A 14,072-nucleotide genomic window follows, 5' to 3' on the forward strand; every position below is an offset into this window, starting at 1 on the left:
GCGGAATGCGCGCTAGGCCTGTTCAATTTCTTCGCGGAGCATTTCGAGTTCCAGCCAGCGCTCTTCAGCGGCTGACAATTCGTGGTGCGCCTTGGCGATGGCAGCCGACGTATCGTCGAATGTCTTGCGATCTTTGACGTAGAGGTTGGGATCGTCAAGCACCCGCTGCAGTTTGGCAATATCGGCCTGCAACGTCTCCATCTTCTTCGGCAGCGTTTCGAGCGCGTGCTTCTCGTTGAAGCTCAGCTTGCGCCTGGACGCGGACGCGGGAGCAGCGGAGCGCTCCTCTTTCTTCTCGGCGGGCGCTTGCGCCTTCGCGGTGTCGCGCTTCAGGTCGGCGCCGCGCTGCGTGAGCATGTCGCTATAGCCGCCGGCATATTCGGTCCATTTGCCGTTACCCTCGGGCGCGATCACGGAGGTGACGATGCGGTCGAGGAAGTCGCGGTCATGGCTGATCAGGATCACCGTGCCCTCGTAGTCGCCGAGCATGTCTTCGAGCACGTCGAGGGTTTCGAGATCGAGGTCGTTGGTCGGCTCGTCCAGCACCAGCAGGTTCGACGGCTTTGCCAGCGCGCGGGCCAGCATCAGCCGGCCGCGCTCGCCGCCCGACAGCACCTCCACGGGCGTGCCGCGCTGCTCCTGGGCGAACAGAAAATCCTTCATGTAGCCGACCACATGCTTCGGCTTGCCGCCGACCATGATCTGGTCGCCACGGCCGCCAGTCAGCGCCTCGGCCAGCGTCGATTTGGGATCGAGGCTCTCGCGGTGCTGGTCGAGCGTGGCCGTCTCCAGATTGGCCCCAAGCCGCACGATGCCGGAATCAGGCTGCGCGCCGCCGGTGAGAAGATTGACCAGCGTGGTCTTGCCGGCGCCGTTGGGCCCGATGATGCCGAGCCGGTCGCCGCGCTGGATGCGGGTGGAGAAATTGTCGATGATGATGCGATCGCCATAGGCCTTGGTGATGCCCTTGGCCTCGATCACCAGCTTGCCGGACTGCTCCGCTTCGGCCGCGGCGAGGCTGGCGGTGCCGGCCGTGCCGCGATAATTGCGCCGCTGGTCGCGCAGCGCATGCAGATTGCCGAGCCGCTTGACGTTGCGCTTGCGCCGGCCGGAGACGCCGTGGCGCAGCCAATGCTCCTCGTCGACGATCTTGCGGTCGAGCTTGTGCTGGTCGCGCTCTTCCTCGGCGAGCACCTCGTCGCGCCAGCTCTCGAACGAGGCGAAGCCGCGGTCGATCTGCTTGATCTTGCCGCGATCGAGCCAGGCGGTGGAGCGCGAGAGATTGGTCAGGAAGCGGCGGTCGTGGCTGATGATCACCAGCGCGCTGCGGCGGCTGTCGAGCTCCTTTTCCAGCCATTCGATGGTGGAGAGATCGAGATGGTTGGTCGGCTCGTCCAGCAGCAAGATGTCAGGCGAGGGCGCCAGCACGCGTGCGAGCGCCGCGCGGCGGGCCTCGCCGCCGGAGACGTTGGCCGGGTTCTCGTTGCCGGTCAGTCCGAGCTGCTCGACGAGGTAGCGCGCCTGATACGGATCGTCACCGGGCGCAAGTCCGGACTCGACATAAGCGAGCGTGGTCTTGTGCTCGCCGAAATCAGGCTCCTGCGGCAGATAGCGAACCGTCGCGCCCGGCTGCACGAAGCGTGTGCCGCCGTCGGCCTCGACGAGGCCGGCCGCGATCTTCAGCAGCGTCGACTTGCCTGAGCCGTTGCGGCCGATCAGGCAGACGCGCTCGGATGGCGCGACATTGAGCTCGACGCCCGACAGCAGCGGTGTGCCGCCGAAGGTCAGCTTGATGTCTTTGAGTTGGATCAACGGCGGCGCCATGGTCAGCTCTGGCTCGTGGCGACTTGATCGGCGCGGCGGCGCTGGATCCGGCGTAGCGTCTGGTCGAGCGCCGAGAGGAAGGCGGAACGGTCGCGTGGCGCGAACGAACGCGGGCCGCCGGTCACTTCGCCCGCCGAGCGCAAATCGGTCATCAGATTGCGCACGGCCAGCGTCATCCCGATCGACTCTTCCGTGAACGGCTTGCCGTTCGGCGCGATCACGTCGGCGCCGGCTTTCACGCAGCGGCTCGCCAGCGGAATGTCGGAGGTGATGACGACGTCGCCCGGCCTGGCCCGCTCCGCAATCCAGTCGTCGGCCGCGTCCATGCCGCTACCTGCGGCGATGCGCTCGATCAGGGGATCCTGCGGCACACGGATAAAATTGCCGGCGACCACGCTCACGGGGACGCCGTGGCGGCTCGCAACGCGGTAGATCTCGTCCTTCACAGGACAGGCGTCGGCGTCGACATAGATGCGGGTGGGGGTGTCAGTCATTCGCCGCGTGGTACCCCATTCGGGCCGCAAAGGCGAGGGGATTGACCGGTGTTCCCGGGGGCCTACGATCACCCCTGAAACAACAAGAATTCAGGGGAAAGCCCGCCATGCCGAACCGGCTCGAAACCTATCGCGTCGAGGCCTATAACACGGCCAAACAGTCCGAAAACAAGATGCACGACGACACGGTGGCGCGCCGCTTCGGCTTTTCCGGTGGCCTCGTCCCGGGCGTCGATGTCTTCGCCTACATGATGCACGTGCCGGTGGCGCTCTGGGGCCGCGATTTCCTCGCACGCGGGCTGGTCGAGGCGCGCTTCATCAAGCCGGTCTATGACGGCGAGACCGCCGATGTCGATGCGACCGAGCACAACGGCCTGCTCACGATCGAGGTCTTCAGCCGCACCGAGCTTTGCGCCACGGGAACTGCATCGTTGCCGACGGCAGCGCCAGTGGTGTCATTGGGCGACTATGTCGAAGTCCCTGCGGTCGCCGAGCGAAGGCCGGTCAGCCCGGCCATTTTTGAGGTCGGCAAATGGCTCGGCACGACGCCGCGCCGCTGGGCTGGGCAGGATGCGACCGGCTATCTCGCCGATGTCAGAGAGACCGATCCGATTTTCGCGCGCGAGGGGCTCGGCCATCCCGGCCTGATCCAGCGCGTCATGAACCGCGTGCTGGTCGACAATACGATCCTCGGCCCGTGGATCCACGTCGGCAGCCGCATGCAGCTGCTGTCGCCCGCGCGCACCGGCGACGAGATCACCGCGCGGGCGAAGGTGACAGCGAATTACGAGAAGAAGGGCCACCGCTTTGTCGAACTCGACGCGCTGGTCGTGGCCAACGGCACAACGCCGCTGGCGCATTGCCAGCACATCGCGATCTACCAGCCGCGGGAGCAGGCGGCGGCGTAGGGAAGGGGCACGTTGCTTCCACATATTCGGTGTCATTCCCCGCGAAAGCGGGGAATCCAGTACGCCGCGGCTTCTCGGTCAATCACCACTGTCTCGGAGTACTGGATCGCCCGCTTTCGCGGGCGATGACAGCATTGTTGTTGAGGCAGAAGCGTCCCTTACGCCGCGCCCTTCGCGTCCTGGATCGCGCGCCACACCCGCTCCGGCGTCAGCGGCATGTCGATGTGCTTGATGCCGTAGTCCGACAGCGCATCGACCACCGCATTCACCACCGTCGACAGGCTGCCGGCGCAGCCGGCTTCGCCGCAGCCCTTGGTGCCCAAGGGATTGCTCTTGGCCGGCACCGGGTGATCGCCGACCTCCATGAACGGCACGTCCTCGGCGCGGGGCAGTGCGTAGTCCATCAGCGAGCCCGTGATCGGCTGGCCGCTCTCGTCGTAGCGGACGTGCTCCATCAGCGCCTGGCCGATGCCCTGGACCACGCCGCCATGGAGCTGGCCCGCGACCAGCATCGGGTTGATCACGGTGCCGAAATCGTTCACGGCGCTGTAGCGCACGATCTGCACCACGCCCGTATCCGGATCGACCTCGACCTCGGCGACATGGCAGCCGTTCGGGAAGGCCGACGGCACCGGCTCGCTGGTGTGGTCGACGTCGAGTGAGTCAGGCACGCCGTCCGGCACCTTGCCGTCATGCAGCTTCTTGGCGAGCTCCATGATGTCGATGCTGCGGTCGGTGCCGGCGATGGTGAAGGCACCGTCGGCGAACTCGATGTCGGCCTCCGACGCTTCCAGCATGTGTGCCGCGGCGCGCTTGCCCTTTTCGATCACAAGCTTCGACGACTCCACGATGGCTTGCCCGGTCGCGGTGATCGAGCGCGAGCCGCCGGTGCCGTTGCCGGCGTGGACGATGTCGCTGTCGCCCTGCACCAGCTTCACGCTCTCGAAGGGGACGCCAAGCTGCGCGCTCAGCACCTGCGCGAACGGCGTGGCGTGGCCCTGGCCGTAGTCGAGCGTGCCGGTGATCAGCTGCACGCTGCCATCGGGATCGAACACGATCTTGCCGAGCTCGGGGCTCGGTGGCGCGGTGACCTCGAGATAGGAGCCGACGGCGATGCCGCGCAGCTTGCCGGCCTTCTTGCTCTCTTTCTTGCGCTTGACGAAATTCTCGTGGTCGGAGATTTCGAGCGCCTTGGTGAACACCGCCTGGAAGTCGCCGCTGTCATAGGTGACGCCCGAGGAGGCCGGGAAGGGCATCTGGTTCGGCTTGATGAAGTTGCGCTTGCGGATCGTCAGCCGGTTGATGCCCATCTCGTCGGCGGCGCGGTCGATCAGCCGCTCCATGTAATAGTTGGCCTCGGGCCGGCCGGCCCCGCGATAGGCGCCCATCAGTGTGGTGTTGGTCAGCACCGTCTTGATGTCGACGCTCATCAGCGGCGTGCGATAGACGCTCGAAAAATTCTTGCCGGTGTTGAGCGAGAGCGGGCTCGGCGAAACGCCGGTGATATAGGCGCCGAGATTGCCGTAGCCGGACAGCTTTGCGGCGAGGAAATGCCCTTCGGCATCGAGCGCCAGCTCGGCATGGATCCGCTGCGCGCGGCCGTGGCTGTCGGAGAGGAAGCTGGTGGAGCGCTCGTCGAGCCACTTCACCGGGCGTCCCAGCGCCTTCGCCGCATACAGGATGCACATGTATTCGGGATAGTTGACGTTCTTCATGCCGAAGGAGCCGCCGACATTGGCGGTGAGAATGCGCACCTTCTCGTTCGGCACCTTCAGGTTCTTGGCGAGGTTGGCGCGGTTGCCCGCGACGCCCTGCGTCGGCATCTGGATGGTGTAGCGCTCGGTGGTCTTGTCGTAGGAGGCAAGTCCCACGCGCGGCTCCATCGAGACCACGGCGACGCGGGTGTTCTCGATGTCGACCTTGGTGACATGGGCGGCGCTGGCGAAAGCGGCGTTCACCTTCTCCATGTCGCCGTAATGGTAGTCGAGCGCGACGTTGTTCGGGATGTGGTCGTAGAGAAGCGGCGCGCCGGGCTTGGTGGCTTCCTCGGGATCGGTCACCGCCGGCAGCGGCTCGATATCGAGCTCGACCGCCTCGGCCGCGTCGCGCGCCTGGGCCAGCGTGTCGGCGACCACGAAGGCGACGGGATCGCCGACGAAGCGGACCTTGTCGGTCGCCAGCGGCTGGCGGTTGGTCTGGAGCAGGGGCGAGCCGTCGCGGCTCTTCAGCGGCAGGCCGCAGGTGAAGGGGCCATAGCCGGCCGCGTCGAGGTCCTTGCCGGTCCACACGCCCAGCACGCCCGGCATCGCCCTGGCGGCTTCGGTTCCAATACTGCGGAGGAGGCCATGGGCATGGGTCGAGCGGACGACCACGCAATGGGCCTGGCCGGGCAGGTTGAAATCGTCGGTGTAGCGGCCCTTGCCGCGCACCAGCGTGTCGTCTTCCTTGCGGCGGACCGGCTGTCCGACACCGTATTTTTGCAGTGCAATAGCGTTTTCGAGCGTGGACGATTTGGTGTGTACTTGCATGGGAATGACCTGAAAAGCCGGCAATTGCGCGTTTTGGGGGGCGCTTGGGGGACCGGACCCTTCAAAAATAGCCCACGGGCCCGTTCACGACAACGCACGAATGGGCATGGTCCCATGTGATGCGTTGTTGCGCAGACCGGCTGCGCTGCTAATGTTTCAGGCGAAAAAGCAATTCCAGATCGGCCCTTAGGCCGCGGAAAGACAGTTTGTATGAATGACCACACGCGGCTCCGCGACGGCCATGGGCCGCACGGTGAGCTCGAGGGGTCGATGGCGGCGGTGGCATTGGCCCCCGAACCGGCCGTCGCCGCACAAGCGCCGGGAACCGGCGTCTATGCGGCGCTCGACCTCGGCACCAACAATTGCAGGCTCCTGATCGCCTGTCCGACCCACGACGGCTTTCGCGTGGTCGATTCCTTCTCGCGCATCATCCGGCTCGGCGAGGGCGTCTCGGCGACCGGCTCGATCAGCGAGGCCGCGATCGATCGCGCCATCGCCGCGCTCAGCATCTGCCGGGACAAGATCAACCTGCGCAAAGCCAAGCGGCTGCGGCTGATCGCGACCGAAGCCTGCCGTGCGGCCTCGAATGCGGAGGGCTTTCGCAGCCGCGTCGCCGCCGAGACCGGCATCGAGCTCGAGGTGATCGACCGCGAGACGGAGGCATCTCTTGCGATGCTCGGCTGCTCGCCGCTGGTCGACCCGAAGGGCCGCGGTGCCATCCTGTTCGATATCGGCGGCGGCTCGACCGAGCTGGTGCGGATCGAGCGCGATCCCGCCAATCCGGAGCCGCGCATCAAGGCCTGGATGTCGATCCCGCTCGGCGTCGTGACGCTGGCCGAGCAGTTCGGCGGCCGCGACGTGACGCCGGAGATTTATGCTGCGATGGAGCAGGAGGTCGCCAACCATGTGGCGCCGTTCGCGGAACAACATGGCCGCGATCTCGCCGACATGCATCTGCTCGGCACCTCGGGCACGGTGACCACGCTCGCCGGCATCCATCTCAATCTCGCGCGCTACGACCGCCGCCGCATCGACAGCATCTGGATGAACGATTCCGACCTCACCTCGACCATCAACAAGCTGCTCGGCATGAGCTACGAGGACCGCGCCAACAACAGCTGCATCAGCGTCGAGCGCGCCGATCTCGTGCTGGCCGGCTGCGCCATCCTCGATGCGATCCGCCGCGCTTTCCCGCTGCCGCGCCTGCGCGTCGCCGACCGCGGCCTGCGCGAGGGCATGCTGGTCGAGATGATGCGCGAGGACGGCGCGCTCAGGAGCTGGTGAGATGGCCAAGGACACCACCGGCCGCTTGCACGTCCAGGTCAAGACCGGCGGCAAGCGCAAATTGTCGTCGAAGCTGTGGCTGGAGCGGCAGCTCAACGATCCCTATGTCGTCAAGGCCAAGGCGATGGGCTATCGCTCGCGCGCCGCTTTCAAGCTGCTCGAGATCGACGACAAATACCGCCTGCTGAAAGCAGGCATGGCCGTGGTCGATCTTGGTGCTGCGCCCGGCGGCTGGAGCCAGATCGCGGCCAAGCGCGTCGGCTCGATCGACGGCAAGGGCAAGGTCATCGCGATCGATCTGCTGGACATGCCCGAGATTGCCGGCGTCGACTTTGCGCAGCTCGACTTCATGGACAACGACGCCCCGGCGAAGCTCAACGCCATGCTCGGCGGCGGGGCCGACGTGGTGATGTCCGACATGGCGGCCAATACCACCGGCCACCGCAAGACCGACCAGCTCCGCATCGTCGGCCTGATCGAGACCGCGGCCGCGTTTGCCTGCGACGTGCTCAAGCCCGGCGGAACGTTTCTCGCAAAAGCGTTTCAAAGCGGCGCCGACGCCGAGCTGCTCGCCCAGCTCAAGCGCGACTTTGCGTCCGTGCGTCACGTCAAGCCGGCGGCGAGCCGGCAGGATTCCTCGGAGCGCTACGTGCTCGCGACGGGATTTCGTGGTGGGGCCGGCGGAGAGTAGCGGTCTGGCTTTTCGAGAACCTTGCCACCGCGTCGCGCCTGCGGCGTTTGGCATGAGAGTTTATGTTATACCATCATAATTCTGTAGTGATGTAACGCGACGACGGCGGCACGCTCATCAGCGCTGCGGTTGTCCGACGCAGCTGGTCAGCCGCATCCGGCAGCGCCGGTCTAGCGTTCCAGAACGCCTCGCTGTTCGTGATCACGCGCCCACTGCAAGAAGCCGCAGTCGCCGCAATCGCCGACGGCGCGGCAGGCTCAATCGCGTCAACCCTTCATGTCGCACCTGCCATGCGCGTTATGTTATGAATTACGTTAAGTTATCATAAATCTGTAGCGGTCGGACGCGATGATCCGGCCAACGTAATCAGGTGGTCAGACGCAATTCTGGCAGCCGCAAGTTGCTTTCGAGCCGGATCAAGAAGGAAACAATGAGATGACGACCATCGTAACGTCCGTCACCGCCTCACCTGCGAACGATGCGCTGCAAGCCGGTGATACCGTCACCTTCACGCTGGCCATGAGCAGCGCCGTGACCGTGTCCGGCGGCACGCCGACATTGACGCTCAACGATGGCGGCGTCGCCGTCTATGACGCGGCCGCAACCGCGGCGCTCGGCGATCCCACCAAGATGGTGTTCACCTACAAGGTTGCTGCGGCAGATCAGCCCGTGGATGGCCTGTCGTTCGTCCGCGGCAATTACAACGGCGCGGCCGTCGTCGACGCGACGGGGCAGGTGCCGGATTTTTCCGGCGTGTACTCGAGCTCGTTCACGTCGCTCCAGGTCGAGACGACGGGTCCGGGCACGCCGGTCAACACGACTCTCTTCGCCGGAACGGATGCCAGCGGTCACGTCAATCTCTGGGTGACGGACGGAACGTCGGCCGGCACCACTGAACTCCCTGTCGCGGGTGCATCGTCGAACGGGCTGCAGCCGACCGGATTCGTCTCGCTCGGAAACAAGGTTCTGTTCTCGGGGATGGATGCGGCCAATCATCAGACCCTGTGGGTCTCGGATGGCACCGCGAGCGGGACGACGAAGCTTTCGATCACCGGAGCTTCAGCGACCGCCTTCAACCCGACCAACCTCACGCAAGTCGGCAACAAGGTATACTTCTCCGGAACAGATGCGCTTGGTCATACCAATATCTGGATCACCGACGGAACGGCGGGCGGCACCTCGGAGCTGTTCGTTCCCGGCATGACCAGCGTTGCGGCCAGCGGATTCACGGCGTTGGGCGGCAAGGTCCTGTTCAGCAGCGGCAACGACCTCTGGATCACGGATGGGACGACGGCCGGCACGTCGAAACTGTCGGTGGCAGGCGCCAGTTCACCGAATGGTCTTCAACCGTCCAATCTGCTTGCCGTTGGAGACAAGGTGCTGTTCGAAGGTGTGGATGCGGCCAACCAATACGGCTTGTGGGTGACCGACGGCACAGCGGCAGGCACAACGGAGCTTTCGGTTGCGGGAATGAGTTACCCCCATTCGTTTGCATCGATCGGGGACAAGGTCATGTTCGTCGCCCAGGCGTCAGGGAGCTCCGCCAGCACGCTCTGGATAACGGACGGGACATCGGCTGGGACGTCGCAGCTTCAGATTCCCGCAACGTATACCCTCAGCGGACTGACCGCGTTTGGCGGCAAGGTCATATTTCAATACGGCACCGATCTCTGGATCTCCGACGGCACAACCGCCGGCACGACGAAACTCGCGGTCAGCAACGCTTCCGGGTTCGGGATTTTCTCGTACAAGAGCTTCGAAAGCACGCGTGCCGCTCTCACGGGGGCAAATTTCACCGTGGTCGGGAACGAGGTCCTGTTCCAGGGGCGCGATGCCAACGATCAGGTGACCCTCTGGCGAACCGACGGCACGGCGGCGGGAACGTTCGAGGTTCCGGTATCAGGCATACCTCAGTCGTTGGTGACAGGCCGCGACTTCGCAGCAATCGGAAACAAGGAATTCTTCGTTGGACCCGGTGCATTCGCGGATGCTCTCTGGGTCACTGACGGGACCAGCGCGGGCACCTACGAAGTGGGTGCATCAGCGGCATTCTCGCAATACGCCGATGCCTATGCTGTCTACCATCCTCACTTCGCCGCGCTCGGCAGCAACGTGCTGTTCGCCACGACCGGCCTTTGGGTGAGCGACGGCACCGCCGCGGGGACATACCAATTGTCCGTGACCGGCGGTTACGGGAACGGTGTATTTTACAACAACCGTAGCTACAATTCCAACCGTGATACGCAATTCACGGTGTTCGGAAATCACGCCGTGTTCTCCGGCCTCGATGCGAGCGGGGCGATTGGATTGTTCGTCACCGACGGCACGAATGCGGGTACGTTCGAGCTGTCGATTGCCGGTGCCGCGACGGCCTCCATTCCCCTCAGTGACTATGGTTTGCGGCCGTCGGCGATTCAGGTCTTCGGTGACAAGGTCTTGTTCGGCGGTGACGATACCGCGAACGGCTACGGTCTCTGGATCACGGACGGAACGTCGGCCGGCACCACCGAGCTCGTCGGTGGCGTGTCCGCGTTCGGCCACGGCGCTGCCTGGAACGTGACGGTGTTGGGCAACAAGGCGGTGTTCGACACCTTTGACGCGAACGGGAAATACATTCTCGGTGTCACCGATGGCACCGCGGCCGGGACATCGGAGCTCCCGGTGGCGGGGGCCTCGGCAACGGCTTTCAATCCCGGGGCGATGGCGGTTGCCGGCAACAAGGTGGTGTTCACCGGCGTCGACGCTGCGGGCAAAAACGCCCTCTGGGCGACCGACGGGACTTCGGCCGGAACGTCGGAGCTGTTCGCCGGATTCGGCTCGGCGCCAGCCTTCTACGCCCAGTTCGGCGGGAAGGCGATGTTCAGGAGCGGTGACGCCCAGCCCGCACTGTGGGTCACCGACGGGACCGCGGCCGGGACCACGGAATTCTACATTCCGGCCGGTGCCAGCATGTATCCCAGTCCGCTGGCCGTGATGAGCGACCGGGTGCTGCTCGTCGGCACCGACACGAGCGGTCGGGTCAGCCTCTGGTCCAGCGACGGAACGCAGGCCGGCACCTCCGAACTGTTGATCCCGGGCGCCTTTCTCGGCGGAAGCGGCGGCGGGATCTTCACGCAGATGACCCCGACCGCCGTGACACTCGGCGGCAAGACCTATTTCACAGGCAGAGACGCGAGCACCAACATCAATCTGTTCGTGACGGATGGCACGTCCGCCGGATCGCACGAGATTGTCGTCAATGGTGCGGCTGCGACCGGGCTCAATCCCACCAATCTGTCCGTCGTGAATGGAAAAATCATGTTCGACGGCGTGGATGCGAGCGGCAGGACCAGTCTCTGGGTTTCGGACGGCACCTCGGCCGGAACGGTCGAGCTGCCGTCGCAACCGGGCTCTCTGGTGCCGGGGCCGTTCGGCGTCGTGAACCCGCCGTCGCCTGCCTCGGTCGTCTCGTTCACCGGATCGCCGGCGAGCGGGGTCGTGCATGCCGGCGACACCGTGACCTTCACCATGACGATGAGCCGCGGCGTGACGGTCAGCGGAGGCACGCCAACGCTGACGCTCAATGATGGTGGCACGGCTGTCTACGACGCGGCCGCAACCGCGGCGCTCGGCGACCCCACCAAGATGGTGTTCAGCTGCACGGTTGGCGCCTCTGACCTGTCGGAGAGCGGTTTGTCCTTCGTGCGTGGCGACCAGAACGGTGCCGTCATCGTCGACTCCTCCGGCAACGTTCCCGACTTCTCCGGCGCGTTCGCGACGTCCTTCTCCGGCATTCAAGTCGCGACGGCGCCGACAGCGGTGACCTCCATCGTCGCTTCGCCGTCAAACGGCGTGGAGAAGCCGGGCGACACCGTGACCTTCACGATCACCATGAACCGCGCCGTGACGATCTCCGGCGGCACACCGACGCTGACGCTCAACGACGGCGGCATTGCCAGCTATGATGCGGCTGCGACTGCTGCGCTCGGCGATCCCGCCAAGATGGTGTTCAGCCATACGGTTGGCGCGTCCGACGCGGAGGTGAACGGCCTCTCGTTCGTGCGCGGCGACCAGAATGGCTCCGTCATCGTCGACGGGCAGGGCAAAGGCCCCGACTTCTCCGGCATATTCGCGGCGTCCTTCTCCGGGCTCCAGATCGCGCCGACGAAAGTGACGTCCGTCGTCGCCTCGCCGTCGAGCGCAACCGAGCACGCCGGCGACACCGTGACATTCACGGTGACCCTGAACCGCGGCGTTTCGGTGTCGGGCGGCGCTCCAGTCCTGACGCTCAACGACGGCGGTGTCGCGATCTATGACGCAGCCGCAACCGCAGCGCTCGGCGATCCGACCAAGCTGGTGTTCAGCTACACGGTCGGGGCCACGGACAAATCCGTGAACGGCCTTTCGTTCGCGAAGGGTGACCTGAACGGTGCGTCAATTATCGACGCGGCTGGCAAGTCTCCTGATCTTTCCGGGCTGTTCTCGAACGGCTTCTCCGGAATCCAGATCGCAACGGCACCGGGCGTGCAGGCGGTCGGAACCAAATTCCAGATCGACAATGCGAACCAGAACGGGAACGCGGTGACCATCATCGCCGAGCTGGGCAACGGCACCATCGCGGCCGCGTGGCTGCAAAACGGCGCGGTGCACACGCAGATATTCGATCAGAACGGTGGAAAATTGGGGGCGGAGTCGACCGTGTCGCTCCCGAACGGGTCGATATTTCCGGGGTCGATCACGGCATTGACGAATGGTGGTTTCGCCGTCGCCTGGACCACGCTCAACAACAGTGAAGTCCTGACCCAGCTCTACAATGCGAGCGGCGCGCCGATCAATGCGACGTTCCAGGTCAACTCCACCGGCGCTGTCGAGATCGACAATGGCACCATCACTGCGCTCGCGAACGGCGGCTTCGTCGCGGCCTGGAATGTCTACGACGGCCAGACCACAACCACGAAGGCGCAAATCTACGACGGGAATGGAGCGAGGGTCGGAAACGAGTTTTCGCCGAGTGCGCAGACCAATGCTGATCGCCCGGTCATTACCGGATTGGCCGATGGCAATTTCATCGTTATCTCGCACGACGCCGGATCGTTTGTGGTCACGGGCCAGATCTTCGACGCGCAGGGCAACGCGGTCGGCGCTGCATTCGCGGTCCATTCGGGGACGCAACAAATCGGCGAAACTCTGAACAATCTGAGCGTCGCCGCATTGCCGACTGGTGGATTTGTCGTGAGCTGGGAAAGGGACTACGATTACAGGGCCAGCGGTTTCAGCGCCATCGAAGCCCAGCAGTTCGATGCCGCTGGCGGCAAGATCGCCAGCCAGCTTGCGGTCAATACGTTCACCAGCCCCAGATCGATTTATGGCACGAACTATTATACGCCGGAGGTTGCGGCCCTCGCGGACGGCAATTTCGTGGTGACCTGGCAGGACGTGACCCTCAGCCCCGTGGGCTCCACGTCGAGCATCAAGGCGCAGGTATTCGACGCCTATAACCAGCAAAAAATCGGCACCGAGTTCGGGCTCGATACCGTCAATACGGCGGGCTCGCGCAGCCAGGTCGTCGCGCTGCAGGGCGGCGGCTTCGCGATCGCGTGGGGTGATGGCTCCGGTGAAAAGGGGCAGGTCTATGCCGCGAGCCCGGCCGTGACCACGATCGCTGCGGGAACAACGCTCGAAATCCTGAACGCGTCCACCGCCAAGCTCGCCTTTGCGCCGGGCGGCGCGGCGCTTCAGCTCGATCATTCCGCAGCGTTCGCCGGTTCGATCACGGGCTTCGGCGGCGGCGACAGCATCGATCTCTCCGACATCGCCTTCAATGGTGCTGCCACGACGCTCGGCTACTTCGGCACCGACAGCAACAGCGGCGGGCACCTCGCGGTTTCCGACGGCAATCACGCGGCTGCGTTGACGCTGCTGGGGCAGTACTCTGCTGCGAGCTTCGTCCTCTCAGCCGACGGACACGGTGGTACGCTCATCACCGCTGCGGCCGACGCGGCCCATCAGCCCCAGCTCGCCGCGCACGCCTGACGGGGCGATCCTGGGACGCGCCCCTTCGGCCGGGCGCGTCCACCTAACTGTAGCGCACCAAGCATCCGATCGCACCGGCTCTGGCCGGTGCTATCGCCGCTACACCTATCCGCGCACGCGCAGGTAGATCGATGACGGGAAATGACCCGACGTATTGGGCACGTTCAGGCCATTGACGTCTGGGGCCGGAGAATATTCCGGGAAGACCTGCTTCATCACGTCCTGCGCGTCGTATCACGCGCAATATCCCCACCGTTCGAGAGGGCCCTCTCTATCACGCAAAATACGACAGTTTGATGCGGTCTATGTTCGATATGATATCGTGCGACGA

At 64.8% G+C, this 14,072-nt stretch carries 7 protein-coding genes; 4 read left to right on the forward strand and 3 right to left on the reverse strand.

Features of this window, described 5'->3' with window-relative positions:
- Window positions 1-12: 12 nt before the first annotated feature.
- Window positions 13-1,824, reverse strand: coding sequence for an ABC-F family ATP-binding cassette domain-containing protein (locus tag V1280_RS01985; RefSeq protein ID WP_334518477.1), 1,812 nt, complete (start codon window positions 1,822-1,824; stop codon window positions 13-15).
- A 2-nt stretch (window positions 1,825-1,826) separates the two neighbouring features.
- Window positions 1,827-2,318 carry a YaiI/YqxD family protein gene (locus tag V1280_RS01990; protein ID WP_334518479.1) on the reverse strand — a complete coding sequence of 164 codons (492 nt, stop codon included), beginning with the start codon at window positions 2,316-2,318 and terminating at the stop codon, window positions 1,827-1,829.
- A gap of 107 nt (window positions 2,319-2,425) precedes the next feature.
- Here V1280_RS01990 and V1280_RS01995 point away from each other — a divergent pair, with 107 nt between their 5' ends.
- On the forward strand, window positions 2,426-3,226 hold the full coding sequence (locus V1280_RS01995; RefSeq protein ID WP_334518482.1) for a hypothetical protein: 801 nt from the start codon (window positions 2,426-2,428) through the stop codon (window positions 3,224-3,226).
- Between the two features lie 158 nt (window positions 3,227-3,384).
- On the opposite strand, the gene V1280_RS02000 is transcribed toward V1280_RS01995, so the two are convergent.
- The gene (locus tag V1280_RS02000) at window positions 3,385-5,754 is read right to left on the reverse strand and encodes a xanthine dehydrogenase family protein molybdopterin-binding subunit (protein ID WP_334518484.1); all 2,370 of its coding nucleotides are present in this window, start codon (window positions 5,752-5,754) and stop codon (window positions 3,385-3,387) included.
- Between the two features lie 210 nt (window positions 5,755-5,964).
- Here V1280_RS02000 and V1280_RS02005 point away from each other — a divergent pair, with 210 nt between their 5' ends.
- The 3 genes from V1280_RS02005 (at window position 5,965) to V1280_RS02015 (ending at window position 13,741) form a co-directional block, all read left to right on the forward strand.
- The gene (locus V1280_RS02005; RefSeq protein WP_334518486.1) at window positions 5,965-7,038 is read left to right on the forward strand and encodes a Ppx/GppA phosphatase family protein; all 1,074 of its coding nucleotides are present in this window, start codon (window positions 5,965-5,967) and stop codon (window positions 7,036-7,038) included.
- 1 nt (window position 7,039) lies between these two features.
- Window positions 7,040-7,729, forward strand: a complete 690-nt coding sequence (locus V1280_RS02010) for an RlmE family RNA methyltransferase (protein WP_334518488.1) — start codon at window positions 7,040-7,042, stop codon at window positions 7,727-7,729.
- Between the two features lie 435 nt (window positions 7,730-8,164).
- A complete protein-coding gene (locus V1280_RS02015; protein WP_334518490.1) occupies window positions 8,165-13,741 on the forward strand; it encodes a beta strand repeat-containing protein in 5,577 nt (1,858 codons plus the stop codon).
- Window positions 13,742-14,072: the final 331 nt, after the last annotated feature.

This window comes from Bradyrhizobium sp. AZCC 2230 (assembly GCF_036924495.1).
GTDB classification, from domain to species: Bacteria; Pseudomonadota; Alphaproteobacteria; order Rhizobiales; family Xanthobacteraceae; genus Bradyrhizobium; species Bradyrhizobium rifense.